Here is a 19,870-nt window from a genome sequence, read left to right on the forward strand (position 1 = left end):
TCTGAGGACAAGATGATAGAAGTGGTAGATGGGCAGCGTCAGCTCAAGGGTTGTAAACGAATCGTTGTTAAAATCGGATCATCTTTACTCACAGCAAACGGACAAGGTTTAGATTTAGATGCCATCTCGCACTGGGCGGGACAAATCGCAGATCTACACAATGCAGGACACGAGATTATTCTGGTGTCTTCCGGTGCTGTGGCTGAAGGTATGGTGCGAATGAAACTTGAGAATCGACCCACCGATCTACCCAGTCTTCAGGCTTGTGCTGCCATTGGTCAGATGGGCCTGATTCATACCTGGTCAAGCGTACTGGAGAAACACCAGATTCGAACGGCGCAGGTATTATTGACCCATGATGATCTGGCAGATCGTCGCCGCTATCTCAATTCATGTGATGCTTTGCAGAACCTGATTGACTGGCGCGTGATTCCGGTGATTAATGAAAATGATACCGTTTCTACCGATGAAATCCGCTTTGGTGATAACGACACGCTGGCTGCCATGGTGGCAGGTCAGGTGCATGCCGATCTTCTGATTATCTTAACCGATCAGGAAGGTATGTTTGACTCAGATCCACGCTCGAATCCAGATGCCAAACTGTTCCATACGGTACGTGCGATGGATGAGAGCCTGTTTGAGATGGCCGGTGGTGGTGGTAAATTTGGTCGCGGCGGCATGCTGACCAAAGTTCGTGCTGCACGACTGGCGGCAAAGTCCGGTTGTCCGACCTTAATTGCAAGCGGTGATAGTGATGCTGTGCTATCTCGTCTGATGTCTGGTGAATTGTTAGGAACCTTGTTTGTGACTGACAAAGATCGGATGACCGCGCATCAGCAATGGTTGGCAGCACACCTGCAAACGGCAGGTCGTTTGGTAATTGATGATGGTGCGGTAAAGGCCATTAAAGACAATCATCGTAGCTTGTTGCCTGTCGGCGTCAAAGCGGTTGAAGGACATTTTGAGCGCGGTGATGTGGTGGAATGTGTGGATACACAAGGTCACCGAATTGCAGTCGGTCGTGTTAACTTTAGTTCGCGTTCGGCAGATATTGTACGTGGTCTGGCTTCTGATAAAGTGCATCAGGTTCTAGGTGAAGCACGTTCACTCGAGATGATTCACCGCAATCATATGGCGATTTACTAAGTCATTCAGATTTAAATTTCAATCATAAAAAATCCCGCTTTCGAGCGGGATTTTTTATGACATCTTAATGCGATTTATTTAATCCAGCCCATCCGGATTAATGGCGCAAACAGTGACTGATGAATAGTTAAAATAAACTGCATGAGTTTATCCTGATATTTCCACCACAATGGTAATCCAGCTAAATTTACTGTTATTGCAATCAGGAATGCACCCAGCATATCCATCGGAAAATGCACACCGACATAAACACGTGACCAAGCTACTAGCCAAGCTGTCCAGATTAGAATTCTTCCCAAATCACGTTGTGATGAAAAATAACAAGATAGGGCAATCCCACTAAAAATACTCATATGATTGCTGGGAAAAGAACCTGTAGGTGCATGTTCGATCAGGGTGCGACCAATATCTATTACAAACGGACGTGGGGTATTCAGGATCGCGGACAATACCTCGCTGATCGACAAGGTAATTGCTGTAAAAATAAATGCCTTGATAATGCCAGTTTTTACTTCATAACTGCCACGGAACCAGGCAATAGCAAAAATCAGCAGAAAGAGATAAACCAGATCATGCGCAATCAGGGAGGCATATTGGATCATCCAGATCGAGGCGTGTTCAGGTACATTTAGGATATGAAACAGGTAAAGATTCAGTTGGTCAAGAGACATGAGCAGAGAGGATTGGTACAAATGTCCGTTACTCTAAACAGGTCAAACCTCAATTCCTACCTGAATTTGTATGAATTTGTAGCCTTGATTATTAAAGAATATTCAAATGATAGAAAACCACCCAAAAGGGTGGTTCTTAAAAATCCGAATAATATGATGAAATCTTATTTAAACTGAATCGCACCATTGGCACTCACCGTCATTTGCGATTCACCCGCAGCAACTTCCTGCTCTGGAACAGCCATATCCGCCGATGCAGCTTTCATCATGGCCATACGCGGTACAGGTTGTGGTGAATAGTTATTGGTATTCAGATTTAAGTTTACCAGTTGATAACTCGGTTTGTTCCAAGCTTGAGTCAGGGCCTGTGCGCGTTGCTGGAAGTTTTTAGAGGCTTCAATCATCAGCTCATTTTCAACTTTTTTGCGCTTTTCGTCTGAAACTTTGAAGTTAATTGACTGGGTCTGGAAGTGCTGTTGTAATTCAGCAATCAGTTGAGACGCCGCTTTAAAATCTTTCGATTCCAGACGAATCTGGGCACGTCCACGCCATTCTTTCAATTTGCGGTTATCATTGTCATAAATAGGGTAAGTGCTTTGTGCGCCCGTCTCGATTTTCACAGTTGGATATTTGCGCGCTGTGGCAATGGCCTGATTCATTAGCTGGTTAATTTGTGTAGCCAATTCAGCTGGCTGTTTGTTGGATTTTTCAATATAAAGCACGGCATGCATTTCATCATTTGAGATTTCACGACTGGCCTCTGCTGAAAGATTCACAACATTGTAATTCAGCGATTCAGCCGGAGCTGCAAATGCGCCTGTGGCCAAGGTAGATGCAAGGATAAAACTGGTAAGTGTTAAGAGACGCATGAAATTGTCCTGTTTTTCTTAAAATTGGCCATCTAAACCGTTGTTAAAATATTAAATCTCAATTGTGATCTTTTTACGAAATATTTGTGGTAAGAGTGTTAAATTTTCTTTCATTTTACACTCTTGCTTGATCTATGTTTATCGTTAATAATTAAGTGCTTAATGGTGGATTTTAAGCTTTTTTGCCTGAATGTTAGCTGTGCTACAAAAAAGCATAAAAGAACCCGCTTTTCTTTCTGCTGTCACACTGTAAGATGATCATACAGGTTATAGGTTGGTGTGATGTTTTTTTTCGATAAAGATTAGGACAAAATGCGACTGAAAGTTGTTTATTTTCCTGAAAAATTCGGTATCATCCGCCTCCTAGTTATTTAAATACAAACTGCTAGCTAGAACCTCTTTATAAAGCGCCGAGTCAAAGGACCAAACGTCACCAGACTTATTTCTTTCACCCATATCAGAGATGGTAATTCGATATGAGCGTTACTTCTGTAAACCCTGCCACCAATTCCACAAACGAATACTACTTGACTCGCCAAAGTCAGATGGAATCGAATGTGCGTAGTTATCCACGTAAATTACCGTTAGCGATAGCGAAAGCACAAGGTTGCTGGGTTACCGATGTTGAAGGTACTGAGTACCTTGATTGTTTAGCTGGGGCAGGGACGTTGGCATTGGGCCATAATCATCCTGCAGTCATTCAAAGTATCCAGGATACAATTGCAAGCGGCTTGCCATTACATACACTGGATTTAACTACGCCTTTAAAAGATGCTTTTACTGAAGCACTTCTTTCTTATCTTCCAGGTGGTCAAGAAGAATACTGCTTGCAGTTCTGTGGCCCATCGGGTGCAGATGCAACAGAAGCAGCCATCAAACTTGCGAAAACCTTTACCGGTCGTAGCTCGGTGATCAGCTTCTCTGGTGGCTATCACGGTATGACACATGGTGCATTGGCCATGACCGGTAACCTGTCTGCGAAAAACGCAGTTAACGGTTTGATGCCAGGCGTTCAATTCATGCCGTATCCGCATGAATACCGTTGCCCATTGGGTCTTGGTGGTGAAGCGGGTGTTGACGCTTTAACGTATTTCTTTGAAAACTTCATTGAAGATGTAGAAAGCGGCGTGACTAAACCGGCAGCTGTGATTCTTGAAGCAATTCAAGGGGAAGGCGGTGTGGTAACTGCACCTGTGAAATGGTTGAAGAAAATCCGTGAAGTGACTGAAAAGCACAACATCGTGTTGATTCTTGATGAAGTTCAAGCGGGCTTTGCACGTTCAGGTAAAATGTTTGCCTTTGAACATGCGGGCATCGAACCTGATGTGGTGGTGATGTCTAAAGCTGTTGGTGGTAGCTTGCCGCTCGCAGTACTCGGTATTAAACGTAAGTTTGATGCTTGGCAGCCAGCAGGTCATACCGGTACGTTCCGTGGTAACCAGTTGGCAATGGGTACAGGTCTTGCAACGATCAATACCATTAAAGAACAAAACCTGGCGCAAAATGCCCAAGAACGCGGTGATTTCCTGCAAGCTGAGATTAAAAAATTAGCTGCCGAATTCCCATGTATTGGTAACGTGCGCGGTCACGGTTTGATGATTGGTGTTGAAATTGTGGACGAGCGCCAAAAGGCAGATCACATGGGTTCTTTACCTGCTGATGGTCAATTGGCAGCAGCGATCCAGACGGCATGTTTCAACAATAAATTATTGCTTGAGAAAGGTGGTCGTAACGGTACGGTAATTCGTTTACTTTGCCCATTGATCATCACGCATGACGAATGTGTTGAAGTGATTGCTCGCTTTAAGAAAGCAGTTGCTGAAGCTCTTGTTGCAGTTCGAGGCGCATAATTCATGGTAGATTTTGCAGAACATCGTAAAGCTTTACTTTGTAATGATGCTGCATCCATCGCTGACTACCAGTCAGCCATGGATCAAGCGACCAAAGCGGTTGCAGCATGGTTGCAAAATGACAAAATGTACACGGGTGGCAGCATTAACGAGCTGCGCAGCGCGATTGCGTTTAATCCTTCTAAACAGGGGTTGGGTGTAGAGAAATCTTTAGAGCGTATGGTTGAACTTTTTCTGAATAAAAGTTTAAAAGTTCATCATCCGCATTCGCTTGCGCATTTGCATTGTCCAACCATGGTGACCAGCCAGATTGCGGAAGTACTGATTAACGCAACCAACCAGTCAATGGACTCATGGGATCAAAGCCCGGCCGGTTCATTGATGGAAGTTCAGTTAATCGATTGGTTACGTCAAAAAGTAGGCTATGGCGCAGGTCAGGCAGGCGTATTCACCTCTGGTGGTACACAGTCTAACCTGATGGGCGTACTGCTGGCACGTGATGCTTGCATCGCGAAAAACTGGAAAGACGAAAACGGTAAGCCGTGGTCGGTTCAACGTGATGGTATTCCTGCGGATGCGATGCGTAATGTCAAAGTCATCTGTTCTGAAAATGCACATTTCTCTGTGCAAAAGAACATGGCGATGATGGGCATGGGTTTCCAGTCTGTAGTGACTGTTCCTGTGGACGAAAATGCGCGCATGGACATGGACGCACTGGAAAAAACCATGGCGCACCTTCAAAACGAAGGCAAAATCGTGGCATGTGTGGTGGCAACTGCGGGTACAACCGATGCAGGTGCAATCGATCCACTGAAGAAAGTCCGTGAAATCACCAACCAATATGGCGCGTGGATGCACATCGATGCAGCTTGGGGTGGTGCTTTAATTCTGTCTAACGATCATCGCGATATGTTAGATGGTATCGAGCTGTCTGATTCGATTACGCTCGATTTCCATAAGCATTATTTCCAGACCATTTCGTGTGGCGCGTTCTTGCTGAAAGACGAAGCAAACTATCGTTTCATGCATTATGAAGCGGAGTACTTGAACTCTGCCTATGATGAAGAACATGGTGTGCCGAACCTGGTATCGAAGTCACTACAAACCACGCGTCGTTTTGATGCGTTGAAATTGTGGATGACGGTTGAAGCATTAGGCGAAGAGCTTTATGGTTCAATGATCGATCACGGTGTTGGTTTGACGCGTGATGTGGCAGATTATATTAAAGTGACTGATGGTCTGGAGCTTCTGCTTGAGCCGCAATTTGCCTCGGTACTGTTCCGTGTGGTTCCAGCGGGCTATCCGGTTGAACTTTTAGATACACTGAACCAGAACGTGGCAGATGAGCTGTTTGCACGTGGTGAAGCGAATATTGGTGTGACGAAAGTCGCTCAGGTTCAATCCTTGAAAATGACGACTTTAAGCCCGGTTGCAACGCTGGATAACGTGAAGAACTTGCTGGCACTGGTGCTTGCAGAAGCGGATCGTATCAAAGATTCAATTGCTGATGGTACTTATACGCCACCCATTGCATAAGTGATGGTGGTGTGAAAAAAGGAGATCGAAATGATCTCCTTTTTTTTATTTTTGAGTCATAGAATGATCAATTCTATAGGTAGATTCATCAGAAAAATACCGAATATCTGTACTTATTTTAAGCTGTTATAAAATCGTCATCTAATTATGTAAGGCTAGGGAGCAAGATTTTTCTTCAATTGGGTTTTATAAAAATTGTTACATGTTAATGATCAGATTTTTTCTTCAGTTGAATGATAAAAAGAATTTAATAGTTGAAATTTATAAGTATTTTATGGGTGGAAAGTGTACAAATTAAAAATCATTAAATCGTAATAAAGCTGTAACTTATTTGTCATATTCTAAAATCAAAATGCATGTATCGAAATAAGTACAAAACTGAATAAAAAGTGGCGTACTCCAAATTGTATAAATGAGAGAGATACTAGAATGCGCTTTACAAATATAGCTTTAGCATTGGCATTAACAGGGGCAGCTGCTGTAACGACTGCACATGCAGCTCGTGACACGATTCAAATTGCAGGTTCTTCAACTGTACTTCCATATGCCAGTATCGTGGCGGAAGAATTCGGTAATACCTTCCCACAATTCAAAACACCAGTGGTCGGTTCTGGCGGTTCGTCAGGTGGTTTAAAGCAGTTCTGTAATGGCGTGGGTGATAACACCATTGATATCGCGAACTCTTCGCGTCAAATCAAATCTACCGAGCTGGCTGAATGTAAAAAGAACGGCGTTAACCAAGTATTAGAAATCAAAATCGGTTATGACGGTATCGTATTTGCTTCAAATGCCAATAAAGCGGCTTATAAGTTGCGTCCACAGCATGTCTTCGCTGCACTTGCTGCACAACTTCCATCAAATGGGAAAATGGTCGCCAATCCGTATACACGCTGGAACCAAATTGACAAAGCACTTCCGAATGAGCCGATCACGCTGGTGATTCCTGCTTCGAATCATGGTACGCGCGAAGTGTTCCAGGAGAAAATGGTGGATGCAGGTTGTGAATCGTATGCTGCAATTAAGTCTCTAGACAAAGATGCCAAGAAAAAAGCCTGTACCACATTCCGTAAAGATGGCCGTGTAGTTGAAATTGCAGGCGACTATACCGAAACACTGGCGCGTTTGAAAACTTCTCCAAGTGCAGTCGGGGTGTTTGGCCTAGGCTTCTATGACCAGAACCGTGACCGCTTACGTGTTGCAACTGTGAACAATGTAGCACCTTCTGAAAAAACGATTTTGAATGGTGCTTATCCGGTATCACGTCCATTGTTCTTCTACGTGAAAGGCGAACACTTGAAATCGATCAAAGGCCTACCACAGTTTACTGAATACTTCCTGAACAAGAAGGTATCTGGTAAGGGCTCTAAGCTGGAAAAAGCAGGTCTGATTTCAATGTCTGATAAAGAACGCGCAGCAGTCCTTGCAAATTTCAAGGCTGGTAAAGCGGTCATTGTAAAATAATCGATGATTTTGAAATCGCTGGTGGTAGGGTCAACCTACCATCGGCTTTTTGCGATAAACAAGTTTTTTCAAACCATGAAAATTGAGAAAACAGTGGAGAATACATGAATCTGCTACTTATAGGTGTGTTATTGGCCATTATGGCCATAGCCTATCAAATCGGATTAAGTAAAAGCCGTAACTTAGCAGGTAAGGGAAGCAATTCTGCAAACTTACACTCGCGTCCCGGATATTATGGTGCACTGGTTGCACTGTGGTGTGGTATCCCTGCGTTTTTAATTTTGATTGTTTGGAATATGGTTGAGCCAAGTTTTCTGGAGCAAGTGGTACTCAACCATTTGCCGCAGGATATTTCGGCCAATCTGGATCCGGCAAGTCTGGGCGTTGTTGTTGATCGCGTTCAGGCACTTGCCTCAGGTTTCGGTGTCAGTGATACACCTGCAGCCTATGAACTGGCAGCAGCAGAACAGTTAGCTAAATTTTCGACCATTGGGACTTTTGCCAAATTGGCAGTGGTGATTTCGGCTGCACTGGCAGGTCTGGTCTGGGCCAAAAAACGTATTAGCCAGGAATTCCGCGCACGTAACCAAGTCGAGAAAATGATTAATATCGGCTTGGCATTGTGTTCGGGTGTGGCAATTCTGACCACGCTCGGGATTGTCATGTCGATGTTTGGTGAAGCGATGCGCTTCTTCAGCTTCGTCAGTCCACTGGATTTCTTCTTTGGTACCGAATGGAACCCGGGTTTTAGTACTTCTGGCAGTGCCGAGGGCAGTTACGGTTTATTGCCATTGCTGTGGGGTACGCTCATGGTCAGTGCGATCGCACTTTTGGTTGCCGTACCGGTCGGTCTGATGATTGCGATCTATCTGGCAGAATATGCATCACCGCGCTTCCGCTCTTGGGCAAAACCGACCATTGAAGTGTTGGCGGGTATTCCTACGATTGTTTATGGTGTCTTTGCCTTGATGATCATCGGTCCATTTCTTAAAGCCATGGGTGCCATGGTCGGACTCGAAATTAATGCCACCAGTGCGTTGACCGCGGGTCTGGTGATGGGCATCATGATTATTCCATTCGTATCTTCTCTATCCGATGACATTATTACCCAGGTGCCACGTGCCTTACGTGATGGTTCTCTGGGGCTAGGTGCAACCAAATCTGAAACGATCCGTCAGGTGGTTTTACCTGCAGCTTTGCCGGGTATTATTGGTGCTTTCCTGTTGGCAGCATCCCGTGCGATTGGTGAAACCATGATCGTGGTACTTGCAGCGGGGAACAGTCCGCAGCTGCATGCCAATCCACTTGAAGCCGTATCTACGGTCACCATTACCATCGTCAATCAATTAACAGGTGATACCGACTTTGCCAGTCCGCAAGCACTGGTGGCCTTTGCCCTGGGACTGACCTTATTTGTGATTACCCTAGGTTTGAACATTGTTGCACTGATCATCGTGCGTAAATATCGTGAGCAATACGACTAATGAGTACTTCAAATACAACGCCTGTGGATCAGCGTGTTGATCCATCCGTCGCTGCCGAGCTGCGTGAAAAGCGTAAGAAGACCATTCAAAGCTCTTTGGGGCGACGTCATCGTAAAGAAAAAACATTCCGTCTATTTGGTTTCTCTGCGGTATTGGCCGGTCTGTTCTTTGTGGTATTGCTCTTCGGCAGTATTTTATCCAAAGGTTTGCCTGCCTTCTGGCAAAGCAGCATGAGTTTGCCGATTCATTTCGATCCGGCCATTGTAGAGATTGGTCCAAAACCCAAGCCAGCTGCGGGAGAGTCTCCGGCGCAGTTTGAAGAGCGTATGATTGCCTGGCAAATGGATGTCGGCATGGTGGACTGGGATGCACTGATCATCAACGGCATGATCGCCAGAGACAGCAAGCTGGAAAGTCAGCGTGATGAACTGGGTTATTTATATACCAGTTCTGAGGCTTATCGCTTACGTGACATGGTCATGAATGATCCAAGTCTGGTCGGTCAAAGCACAGAGGTTAAAATTCTGGCAGATGCCAATGTCGATGTCTGGCTGGCGGGTAATATTGATCGTTCGTTACCAGCAGAACAGCAACAACTCAGTCCTGAAGTACGCCAGGTGGCGGACGAGATGAAAGCCTCAGGTGTAATCGAAAACAGTTTCAATACTAATATTTTTACCAGCCCTGACTCGCGTAGTTCACCGGCAACATCAGGTCTGGCAGGCGCTTTCATGGGCTCACTGTTCATGATGATGATCGTGATCTTTATCTCGATTCCAATTGGGGTGGCATCTGCGATCTATCTGGAAGAGTTTGCGCCGAAAAACTGGATTACCGATATTGTCGAAGTCAACATCAACAACCTGGCAGCAGTGCCATCGATTGTGTTTGGTTTGCTGGGTGCCGCGATCTTTATTGGCTGGATGCATTTACCGCTATCGGCCCCTCTGGTCGGTGGTCTGGTGCTGAGTCTGATGACTTTGCCAACTGTCATCATCACCACACGTGCATCGCTTAAAGCGGTTCCACCTTCGATTCGTCAGGCAGCGTTGGGCTTGGGTGCTTCACGACTGCAAACGGTTTTCCATCATGTCTTGCCATTGGCTTTGCCGGGTATTTTAACTGGTGCCATTATCGGGGTCGCGCAGGCATTAGGTGAAACCGCACCATTGTTATTAATCGGGATGAGTGCTTTTGTTGCCAGCGTTCCAGCCACACCATTTGATCAGTCTACAGCGTTACCTGTGCAGATTTTCTTATGGCAGGGCAATGAGTTACGTAACTTCTTTGAAGGGCGTACCGCAGCAGCAATTATTGTACTTCTGGCCATGATGATCAGCTTGAACAGTCTGGCCATCTGGTTACGTAAAAAGTTTGAAGTCCGTTGGTAATAGGGGCAGAATCATGAACACAACTGTTATTCAAAACTCCTTAAAAAAGGATCAATCCGTGAATCCACAACAGACACAATTCACTAATGATGAGGCTACACCAAAGCCAGCAACATCGTTTGTCTCCCAATTCGATATGCAAAGTAGCAGCAAAAAAGATGAAAAGTCGACAAATGTGAAACTGAGTACATCTGATGTGCATGTGTACTATGGTGAAGCGGAAGCGATTAAAGGCATTGACCTGAACATTTATGAAAATGAAGTGATTGCTTTTATTGGGCCATCAGGCTGTGGTAAGTCAACCTTTCTGCGTACCCTAAACCGCATGAATGACACCATTGACAGTTGTCGTGTGACCGGTAAAGTCATGCTGGACAATCAGGACATTTATGATCCAAACCTGGATGTGGTCTTGCTACGTGCTCAAGTCGGTATGGTATTCCAGAAGCCCAACCCGTTTCCAAAGTCTATTTTTGACAACGTTTCTTACGGCCCGAAATTACATGGTCTTGCACGTGATAAATACGATCTTGAAGAAATTGTCGAAGGCAGTTTGCGTAAAGCCGGTTTGTGGGAAGAAGTAAAAGACCGTTTGAATCAGCCGGGAACAGGTTTGTCAGGTGGTCAGCAGCAACGTTTATGTATCGCGCGTACCATCGCAGTTTCGCCTGAAGTGATTCTGATGGATGAACCATGTTCTGCGCTGGATCCAATTGCAACAGCAAAAGTAGAAGAGCTGATTTCTGAGCTTTCAACTCAATATACCATTGCGATTGTAACCCACTCCATGCAACAGGCAGCGCGTGTATCTGACCGTACTGCGTATTTCCATCTGGGTGATTTAATTGAGGTGAATGCGACCGAGAAAGTCTTTACCCAACCAGACCATCAATTGACTGAAGCTTATATTACAGGGCGTTTTGGTTAATACGATTTTAAAAATAAATCTTTTAAAACAGAATCTTAGGGTTCTGTTTTTTGTTATGTTCTATAAGTTTTTTAAGATTTATAATGATAATGCAACAGACACCTGAATTTAAAGAAAAAGCTAAACTGACGCAAATCGCGATGAAAGATATGTTTCGAAGCCTATTCGGCACAGTATATACTCATCAATATTTTGGTTTAGTGATGGTGCTGTTTAGTATCATATTAGCCTTGATTGTCCCTTATGAAGGCTTGTTCATTACTTCACAAAGTCAGGGAATGACCAACTATCATCGTTGGCTCTATGACGTGTTTGTGATCGTGAATACTTTCTTGGGCTTTGTGATTTTTTATATGTTAAAGCATCAAAAATATAATATTGAAGTTAAACAAAAATGGCGTGTTTATATTACAGCACATGCTCAATTTAAATTTCATCGTTATCTAAAAGCACAAGAGAAGGGCAAGAAACCATTAATGCATACGCGTTTTGGTGAATACTTCTTTGTGCTTATTACGATCATTTTTTTTATTGCGGTATATTCATTGATGACCCCTTCGGGGACAAGTCATCGAGGTTTTATTATATTAACCTGGTGGCCAATGAATGCTTCGATTATAGCTGTAATCTATACACTTTTATTTATTTGGTATTTTCGTTTGTTCGCGATCAATGAAATTATGAATCAATATAAATTATTGATTCGTCGTGGACATGCTTGGCAACAAGATCAATAAATGCTGTTGAAAAAATCAGAATTGACCTAATCTAAGGATATAAGCCGAATTAAATAGAGAATAGATTTTTTATGTTATTTCATAGTCCGAAACTGCCCGCTGAAATCCGTGTCAGTCATTTAAATGCGCGTATCAATGAACAACGAAAAAAAATAGCGCAAACGACTGGCTCTAAACTGGAGCTTTTGCAGTTGTCACAACAGCTGTCAAAAGAAGGCCGTGCACGCAAGAAAACCAATCAAAAAATCTATGTACTCGATTTTAAGGGCGATATGGCCGCTTCTGCGGTCGAAAGTTTACGTGAAGAAATTACCCTGATTTTATCCACGGCTAAAGCGGGCCGTGACCGTGTTGTGGTGCGTTTAGAAAGCCCGGGTGGTATGGTGCATGGCTATGGTCTGGCCGCTGCTCAACTGGTACGTTTACGTGATGCCGGTTTTCACTTGACCATCTGTGTCGATAAAGTAGCGGCCAGTGGCGGTTATATGATGGCGTGTATCGCAAATGAAGTTGTGTCTGCACCATTTGCGATTGTCGGTTCGATTGGGGTGGTGGCTCAAGTGCCTAACTTTAACCGTCTGCTGAAAGACAATAAAATCGACTTTGAACTCTATACCGCAGGTCAGTACAAACGTACCGTGACCATGTTTGGTGAAAACACCGAAGAAGGGAAGGCCAAGTTTGAAGAAGAGTTACAGCAAACGCATGCCTTGTTCAAACATTTTGTAGAAAAATACCGTCCGCAGCTGAATGTGGAAAAAGTGGCAACCGGTGAGCATTGGTATGGTCGTGATGCACTGGATTTAAATCTGGTAGATAAACTGCAAACTTCAGATGAATATTTACTGCACTTGCTGACGCAACATGATGTTTATTCGATCCAGACCCGCAAGAAACCAACCTTGGGTGAAAAGCTGGGTTTACAGGCAGCGCAAATTGCGGATTCATTGATTCCAACCGTAATGAATAAGGTCATGGAAGGCTTAAGCAAAGCCAATGCAAATCTGGTACAAATGCGCGATCCTAAACTCTAATTCAGTTAAAATTGAATATATATTAAAGCTCACTGCGGTGAGCTTTTTTATGCCTTAAGTTATTGTTAGTATACTATAAAAGATCTAATTCAATGCGGCTTTTACTGGCATGCTCACCCTTATTCTTGTTTTAGGTTTTCTGACTATCGCGATCTGTCCGATAGCATGTGCATTGTACGCTGAAGCCAAGTTACAAAATGAAGATCAAAAAAAACTTTTATTTTGGCTGGGTTTTATCCCAGGGACATGTCTCTTTATTCTATATGCTGTGTTAAAGCCAGATGATCCGCCTGTTATTCCATCGAAGGCATGTGGTGTGGTGCAGTCTTATCAGGTGCATAAAACTCGAGGTGGTAAGGAGTTTGAAGGTGTGATTATTCGCTTTGATGGTGCTCAATATAGTCGCCATTTACTCTTCGATCAGCATCTAGAGAAAATGCCGAAAGCTCAAAAGGTCTGCTTTGAATATTTAGATAAGTTCAAATATCCACATTTGTCAGAATCTAAGTTTGTTCAATGGATTGAACCGACTGAAATGCAAAACATCCCTACAGCTAATCGGATAAAATAAAGCATATTTTATTGTTAGAGCAGAAACATGGCTATAGCTGAAGCATATCTTGCAACACAAAACTGTTATTTTAATTACGAGTTTGAAGAATTGAACTTGGATGATTTCCCAGAAGAATTTTCTATTTCTCTACGTGGGATGATGTATAGACATGAAATTCAATATCCTGATGCAAGCTATTTTATTTATTACAGCGAAATGTTGACGGGTAATGAATTGCAAAAAATGAAAGATGACTGGATGCAATATTGCCCACTTTCATAAGTGAAAAATATGAATGTAATGAAATAGTTGATCACAAACCTTAATTCAATAAGATTTTGATTTTAAAAGCTCACTTCGGTGGGCTTTTTTGATTTTTCGGTATCAACTGCAGACCGCCTGTTATCGCCGCGCCAATCGTAGCAAGCAAGATGTCTTTGTGCGCATCCCACATATCACCTTGTTGTCCATTATAGTTTTCAGCTTCCTCAGGAGATAAACCAATGGCAATCAGCCATTCCAGCCATTCATAGAGCATGCTACTGGCCACCACAAACTGAATCACCAGCAGGAAAATGACCACAGGTCTTTGCTGCGGCAACCAGACCTGAAACAGGCGATAGAAAATTGGATAAAGTAATAATCCGTAGGCCAGATGGACAAAACGGTCAAACATATTGCGTGACCAATGCATGACTTCATTCAGATGAAAGCCAAAAATCTGTTCGATCCATTGGTTATAAGGCACATAAGAATACAGATAATGCGCAGCAATCACATGAACAATCAGGAAAAGGATATATAAATTAAAACTTAAAAAATTCAGCCCAATTTTATACAGACAGACCAGCAGCATGATAAGCATGAAAGCTGTACCTGCCTGATGCAAGAGATACGCTTCCAGTTCTAAAGGACGAATACTGGCAAGCAGAATCGCCAGAATTAAAATACCCAGGCTCGCATAATGCTTGGCGGAAAGTCGCTGCTCAATCATGTCGTTATGATGAAATATCGTTTTTAGAATAAAACACATTATAAATAAAAAGGCGAAGCCTGAGCTTCGCCTTTTGGTCTTATTTTAAATTAGATTTTAGCAATCAGCTCAGCCACTTGTTTGGCCTGTTCAGCAGCATTACCTGTATAAGAAGCAGGTGTCATTTCAGCTAGACGCGCACGATCAGCAGCTGGAACAGCTTCTAACTCGTTACCGTTTACGAAATCAACCATCATGTCGCGAGTCATGGCCTGACCACGAGTCAGGGCTTTTAATTTTTCGTATGGTTTTTCAACGTTGTAACGACGCATTACTGTTTGAATTGGTTCAGCCAATACTTCTTGCGCATTGTCCAGGTCTTCATTGATACGTGCAGCATTGAGTTCAAGTTTGCCGATACCTTTAGCACATGCTTCGAAAGCAATTAAGCTTTGTGCAAAACCAACACCCATGTTACGCAGCACAGTAGAGTCAGTCAGGTCACGCTGCCAGCGAGAAATTGGCAGTTTTTCCCCAAGGTGTGCAAGTACAGCATTGGCAAGACCCAAGTTACCTTCAGAGTTTTCGAAGTCAATCGGGTTTACTTTATGTGGCATGGTTGAAGAACCGACTTCGCCATCTTTTAGCTTTTGCTTGAAGAAACCAAGCGAGATATAACCCCAAACATCACGGTTGAAATCGATCAGAATAGTGTTGAAACGACGCAGGGCATCAAACAGTTCAGCCATATAATCATGTGGCTCGATTTGTGTGGTGTACGGGTTGAAATCTAGACCCAAAGATTCCACAAATGCTTGTGAATGCGCAGGCCAGTTGATGTCTGGATAAGCAGAATAGTGCGCATTGTAGTTACCTACTGCACCATTGATTTTGCCTAGAAGTTCAACATTTTTGAACTGTTTGATTTGACGTGCAAGGCGGTAAGCCACGTTCGCCATTTCTTTACCCAACGTCGTTGGGCTTGCAGTTTGACCATGCGTACGAGACAACATTGGCTGGTCAGCATGCTTTTCAGAAAGTGCAACAATTGAATCAATGATTTGCTGCATAGATGCAACCAGTACATCACGACCGCTTTTCAGCATTAAAGCATGTGACAGGTTGTTAATATCTTCAGACGTACATGCAAAGTGAATGAATTCACCGGCATTTTTCAATTCGTCGATATTGGCAATTTTTTCTTTCAGGAAATATTCAACCGCTTTAACGTCGTGGTTGGTGGTGCGTTCGATCTCTTTGATACGATTGGCATCATCTTCAGAGAAATTGCTTACAATCGCATCAAGCGCTGCATTAGTTTCGCTTGAAAATGCCGGAACTTCAGTAATTTCCGGATGGTTTGCAAGCGCCTGTAACCAACGCACTTCAACAGTCACACGAGCATGGATTAAACCAAACTCAGAAAGAAAGGGACGTAGAGCATCACATTTGCTCGCGTAACGTCCATCTAATGGAGAAAGTGCAGTTAAAGCGTTCATATCGATTCCTTAGATTTTGGAATTAAACGTAAAACGAAACACGTGCAGTATCAGTTAAACCACCTGAAACTGTAAACGCGCCAGATTCTGAATATCTTTTAGCAACTTGCGTTTACCAAATACCATGCCCCAGGAGCTGCCACCAAGCTGACGCCACAGGTGTGCCATTTGCAAACCGGTAAAGAGGGAAGCACGGATGCGGTTGGTATGTCCGGCATCTTTAAAGGCTTCGGCATTGCCACGAACCATGATGCGCGGATTGATTGATCCCGCAGTATCGACATAGGTTTGAGCCAGATTGGCAATGATGCTGGGGTGCAGGTAATTGTTATCGAAAAAGGAAAGCTGTCTGAGAATTTTCTGTTGGGACTGTTCAATAATTTCAACAAATTTGGGATTGCTATAGACCTTCTTTTCTAATTGAAGAAGTGCCATGGCATAGCTCATTGGAAGTTTGGTGCTGGAAAGTTTTGGAATTCTGGATTTTGGCGAAGTATTGAAGGGTTGAATAATGCTGCTTTCTAATGTTTTTAAGCCTAAGGAAATATCGGCCAGTTGATTAAAAAAGTCTAGGGTCTGGGCATTTTCGTTATTGCCGGGACGAATATTGAGACTGGCTTTAATCAACTGTTCAAAATAAAAGTTACCGTTTTCACCAATACTTTGCTGACCACTCAATGCGGTCATATGGGTCAGCTGGGTGGCCTGAAACACACCCGCTAACGCCAAAGCGCGATTTTGACGAGTATTCAACGTTGTGGCTGGTTGAAATGGTAACTCCGTCATGCCGAATTCATCCTTTTATAAAATCAGGTTTAGGTGCATTGGTATGATGAATCACACCACCGCCTAAACAAACTTCACCTGAATAAAACACCACACTTTGACCTGGGGTCACTGCACGTTGTGGTTCATCAAACTCCACACGTACACCATTGGGTGATTCTGAATCTTGGTACACCGTACATGCTTGATCAGTCTGACGGTAACGGGTTTTGGCCGTGCAACGGAAACCTGTTTCAGGAATATCCTGCTCGCCGGCCACCCAGTCAATCGCTTCACTCCAAAGCATGGTGCTTTGCATCAGTGGGTGCTCATGGCCTTGACCCACCACCAGACGATTGCCTTCGATATCTTTATGTAATACGAACCAGGCACCTTCCGCGACGCCTTTCATTCCGCCAATACCGATGCCGCCGCGTTGACCGAGCGTATAGTACATTAAGCCGTGATGATCACCAACCTCTTTACCGTCTTCCAGCACGATTTTTCCGGGTTGTGCCGGTAAATATTGCTTCAAGAAGTCATTAAATCGGCGCTCACCAATAAAGCAGATCCCGGTCGAGTCTTTTTTCTTCGCCGTAGCAAGATCTAATTCTTCAGCGATTTTGCGGACTTGCGGCTTTTCAATTTCACCGACAGGGAATAATGTCTTGTTAATTTCACGACCATGTACGGCATGCAGGAAATAGGTTTGATCCTTATTCTGATCAACACCACGTAAGAGTGGTGCGTATTCTTCACCGCGCGAATTGGTCATGGTTGCACCGCGACGACAGTAATGACCTGTGGCAATAAAGTCTGCACCCAAGTTCACCGCATGATCTAGAAAGGCACGGAATTTAATTTCTTTATTACATAAAATGTCTGGGTTTGGGGTACGGCCAGCCGCATATTCTGCTAAAAAATGCTCGAATACACGATCCCAATATTCCATGGCAAAGTTTGCGGTATGCAGTTTAATCCCGATTTTGTCGCAGACAGCCTGAGCATCGGCAAGGTCATCCATCGCCGTGCAATATTCTGTGCCGTCATCTTCTTCCCAGTTCTTCATGAAAAGACCTTCAACCTGATAACCTTGTTGAAGTAAAAGCGCAGCAGAAACAGATGAATCTACACCACCCGACATACCGACGATGACACGTTGTTGCATAGGATTAGGCATCCAAATTTGAAATTAAGGGAGAATTTTGGTGCTCGTAAATGAGCGATAAAGGGTATTTTTGACCTGAAAGCGCATCTTGCACGGCTTTAATCACCAATGGACTACGCGCACGAGCAGATTCAATCAGTTCATCGAGCGTCATCCAGACTGCGCCGACAATATCTGTATCTAAAGTGGCATTTGGGTCATAGTCAATGGATTTGGCTAAAAAGCAGAAACGAAAATATGTACGATCCGGGAACATCGGTGGGGTATAGGTATACATTCCTAACAGATGAGTCACTTCAACCCTATGTCCGGTCTCTTCCATGGTTTCACGAATTGCGGCTTCGATAATGGTTTCACCGCATTCCACATGACCTGCTGGCTGATTAAATACTGGGTGTGTCACAGCTTCTGTATGTTCTTCGACAAACAGGAATTTTCCGTCTTTTTCGATGACGGTTGCGACAGTGACGTGAGCAGTCCAAGCGGTCATAGAACAGCACCATGGATAAAGATGCACTATTGTATAAAATTTTGGGGTGTGTGGCTATGATGATCAGTTTTTTCTTTAAGGTGTTATCTCCTTTACATGTGAGAAATGGGAAATAAACCAAATATAATCAGTATCCCGCTCAATCAGATTATGAGTCATACATTTAATTAATCTGATTTTCTGCAGTCATTTTCAATCAATGTATCACGATAAGATTCATTCAAGTCGTGTTGCCAATGCTTAACATAAGCATCAACCCAGATGTAGCTCTCATTTTTGTCAATTTTAGTGGGTAAATATTGCTTATATTTTTGCAGAAAAACACCCATCCAACAGATTTGATTGATTTGAGCAATGTTTAAGTCTTCATCAAAACGATAAGACTTACCAATCGTTTGCTCATAGCCTCGAATCACAGCGATTTTTTCCAGTGTCGAAAATAGTAACTGTTGCGTTAATGGAGATAATTCAGATGAGGAGGCAATTTGGTACACTTTGGCATCGGACAACAATGTACCTACTATTCCTCGATTGGCATTTTTTAGTGCTTCACTATTTATGTCGGTTTGAGAGGCGAGTGAACAACTTGCCAAAAATATGAAACATAATGAACTAAGGGTTATTAATTTTTCTATACATGACATTGTCTGGATCACCTAAGTATAGGCCTTGAGATTTTAATATTTGAATCATGTTTGGATTAAAATCCTGTTTAAAAACATCAATAAACATATTTTTATTAATTGTAATCGGCCCTTTGTTATTTTGGATTAAAAACATATCTCTTGTAGCATCAACAATATTAATTTTATCAATCTGATTTTGTAGTTTCTTAGCTTTAATTAGAGCAGATTTTAATTGATCTTGGGTGTTTAAATAAGGAATATCTTTTACTTCATCAATGGTAAAAGTCGTAAGAAACCGAGCCTTAAACACAGCTTTTTGAAATTCAGCTACAATTTTAGGAGCTTCGCGCATCACATTTTTCATTAGATAGTTATGAAACTTTATATACATTTGAGTATGAAATGCAGGATCTGATAAATACCCTTCAGGCAAATTATTAGTATCCCATTCCATCCCAAACCTGATAGCTGTAAGTAACTCTATCTTATTTGTGATACTCGACCATTGATCTAAGCTCATCAAAAAGTTGTAAGGACGAGCAATATAGTAATTTCGTACTTTAATAACACTGTTGCATAATGGTTCTGAAAATTCACAGACTTTTTTTTCCTCTGGAAAGGCTTCCCAAATATTAGAATTTCCAGAAATGATGCGACTATAGGCAGAGGCTAATTTTGTGGTTTCCATC

Annotated in this window: 20 protein-coding genes; 11 read left to right on the forward strand and 9 right to left on the reverse strand. The window is 43.1% G+C overall.

What is annotated here, in order from left to right; genetic code table 11:
* Nucleotides 1-12: 12 nt before the first annotated feature.
* On the forward strand, nt 13-1,146 hold the full coding sequence (gene proB, locus FTT75_RS04550; RefSeq protein WP_005096449.1) for a glutamate 5-kinase: 1,134 nt from the start codon (nt 13-15) through the stop codon (nt 1,144-1,146).
* 74 nt (nt 1,147-1,220) lie between these two features.
* Here the strand turns inward: proB and FTT75_RS04555 are convergent, their stop codons facing one another.
* Nucleotides 1,221-1,817, reverse strand: coding sequence for a phosphatase PAP2 family protein (locus FTT75_RS04555; protein ID WP_005096450.1), 597 nt, complete (start codon nt 1,815-1,817; stop codon nt 1,221-1,223).
* Between the two features lie 164 nt (nt 1,818-1,981).
* Entirely contained in the window at nt 1,982-2,686 is a 705-nt protein-coding gene (locus FTT75_RS04560) for an SIMPL domain-containing protein (RefSeq protein ID WP_180185956.1), read from the reverse strand.
* Nucleotides 2,687-3,162: 476 nt separating this feature from the next.
* Here FTT75_RS04560 and FTT75_RS04565 point away from each other — a divergent pair, with 476 nt between their 5' ends.
* From FTT75_RS04565 to FTT75_RS04610, 10 genes are all read left to right on the forward strand, one after another.
* Nucleotides 3,163-4,536 carry a diaminobutyrate--2-oxoglutarate transaminase gene (locus FTT75_RS04565; RefSeq protein ID WP_180185957.1) on the forward strand — a complete coding sequence of 458 codons (1,374 nt, stop codon included), beginning with the start codon at nt 3,163-3,165 and terminating at the stop codon, nt 4,534-4,536.
* 3 nt (nt 4,537-4,539) lie between these two features.
* The gene (locus FTT75_RS04570) at nt 4,540-6,072 is read left to right on the forward strand and encodes an aspartate aminotransferase family protein (RefSeq protein ID WP_005096455.1); all 1,533 of its coding nucleotides are present in this window, start codon (nt 4,540-4,542) and stop codon (nt 6,070-6,072) included.
* A gap of 429 nt (nt 6,073-6,501) precedes the next feature.
* Complete coding sequence (locus FTT75_RS04575) at nt 6,502-7,533, forward strand: substrate-binding domain-containing protein (protein ID WP_005171700.1); 1,032 nt, start codon at nt 6,502-6,504, stop codon at nt 7,531-7,533.
* A gap of 104 nt (nt 7,534-7,637) precedes the next feature.
* Entirely contained in the window at nt 7,638-9,017 is a 1,380-nt protein-coding gene (gene pstC, locus FTT75_RS04580) for a phosphate ABC transporter permease subunit PstC (protein ID WP_005096457.1), read from the forward strand.
* Entirely contained in the window at nt 9,017-10,408 is a 1,392-nt protein-coding gene (pstA, locus tag FTT75_RS04585) for a phosphate ABC transporter permease PstA (RefSeq protein ID WP_005096458.1), read from the forward strand. Before pstC ends, pstA begins: the two co-directional genes overlap by 1 nt.
* Before the next feature lie 13 nt (nt 10,409-10,421).
* Nucleotides 10,422-11,336: a phosphate ABC transporter ATP-binding protein PstB gene (pstB, locus tag FTT75_RS04590; protein WP_218209208.1), complete on the forward strand. Its 915-nt coding sequence runs from the start codon at nt 10,422-10,424 to the stop codon at nt 11,334-11,336.
* An 89-nt stretch (nt 11,337-11,425) separates the two neighbouring features.
* Complete coding sequence (locus tag FTT75_RS04595; protein WP_180000865.1) at nt 11,426-12,073, forward strand: hypothetical protein; 648 nt, start codon at nt 11,426-11,428, stop codon at nt 12,071-12,073.
* A gap of 71 nt (nt 12,074-12,144) precedes the next feature.
* Complete coding sequence (gene sohB / locus FTT75_RS04600) at nt 12,145-13,107, forward strand: protease SohB (RefSeq protein ID WP_180000819.1); 963 nt, start codon at nt 12,145-12,147, stop codon at nt 13,105-13,107.
* Between the two features lie 109 nt (nt 13,108-13,216).
* On the forward strand, nt 13,217-13,678 hold the full coding sequence (locus FTT75_RS04605; protein ID WP_005096462.1) for a hypothetical protein: 462 nt from the start codon (nt 13,217-13,219) through the stop codon (nt 13,676-13,678).
* 27 nt (nt 13,679-13,705) lie between these two features.
* Nucleotides 13,706-13,942, forward strand: a complete 237-nt coding sequence (locus tag FTT75_RS04610; RefSeq protein ID WP_005096465.1) for a hypothetical protein — start codon at nt 13,706-13,708, stop codon at nt 13,940-13,942.
* A gap of 70 nt (nt 13,943-14,012) precedes the next feature.
* Here the strand turns inward: FTT75_RS04610 and FTT75_RS04615 are convergent, their stop codons facing one another.
* The 7 genes from FTT75_RS04615 to FTT75_RS04645 all read right to left on the reverse strand — a co-directional run bounded on the left by FTT75_RS04615 (nt 14,013) and on the right by FTT75_RS04645 (nt 19,869).
* Nucleotides 14,013-14,654: a DUF2238 domain-containing protein gene (locus FTT75_RS04615; RefSeq protein WP_180000818.1), complete on the reverse strand. Its 642-nt coding sequence runs from the start codon at nt 14,652-14,654 to the stop codon at nt 14,013-14,015.
* An 89-nt stretch (nt 14,655-14,743) separates the two neighbouring features.
* On the reverse strand, nt 14,744-16,132 hold the full coding sequence (purB, locus tag FTT75_RS04620) for an adenylosuccinate lyase (protein WP_180096464.1): 1,389 nt from the start codon (nt 16,130-16,132) through the stop codon (nt 14,744-14,746).
* Between the two features lie 54 nt (nt 16,133-16,186).
* A complete protein-coding gene (gene hflD, locus FTT75_RS04625; protein ID WP_005096468.1) occupies nt 16,187-16,918 on the reverse strand; it encodes a high frequency lysogenization protein HflD in 732 nt (243 codons plus the stop codon).
* Between the two features lie 7 nt (nt 16,919-16,925).
* Entirely contained in the window at nt 16,926-18,065 is a 1,140-nt protein-coding gene (gene mnmA / locus FTT75_RS04630) for a tRNA 2-thiouridine(34) synthase MnmA (RefSeq protein WP_005096469.1), read from the reverse strand.
* 4 nt (nt 18,066-18,069) lie between these two features.
* Entirely contained in the window at nt 18,070-18,555 is a 486-nt protein-coding gene (locus FTT75_RS04635; RefSeq protein WP_180185958.1) for an NUDIX hydrolase, read from the reverse strand.
* A 167-nt stretch (nt 18,556-18,722) separates the two neighbouring features.
* Nucleotides 18,723-19,199, reverse strand: a complete 477-nt coding sequence (locus FTT75_RS04640; protein WP_180185959.1) for a hypothetical protein — start codon at nt 19,197-19,199, stop codon at nt 18,723-18,725.
* Complete coding sequence (locus FTT75_RS04645; RefSeq protein ID WP_180185960.1) at nt 19,168-19,869, reverse strand: hypothetical protein; 702 nt, start codon at nt 19,867-19,869, stop codon at nt 19,168-19,170. Before FTT75_RS04645 ends, FTT75_RS04640 begins: the two co-directional genes overlap by 32 nt.
* Between the last annotated feature and the right edge of the window lies 1 nt (nt 19,870).

The sequence above is a fragment of the Acinetobacter sp. YH01008 genome (genome assembly GCF_013420435.1).
In the GTDB taxonomy this organism is placed as follows: domain Bacteria; phylum Pseudomonadota; class Gammaproteobacteria; order Pseudomonadales; family Moraxellaceae; genus Acinetobacter; species Acinetobacter pseudolwoffii.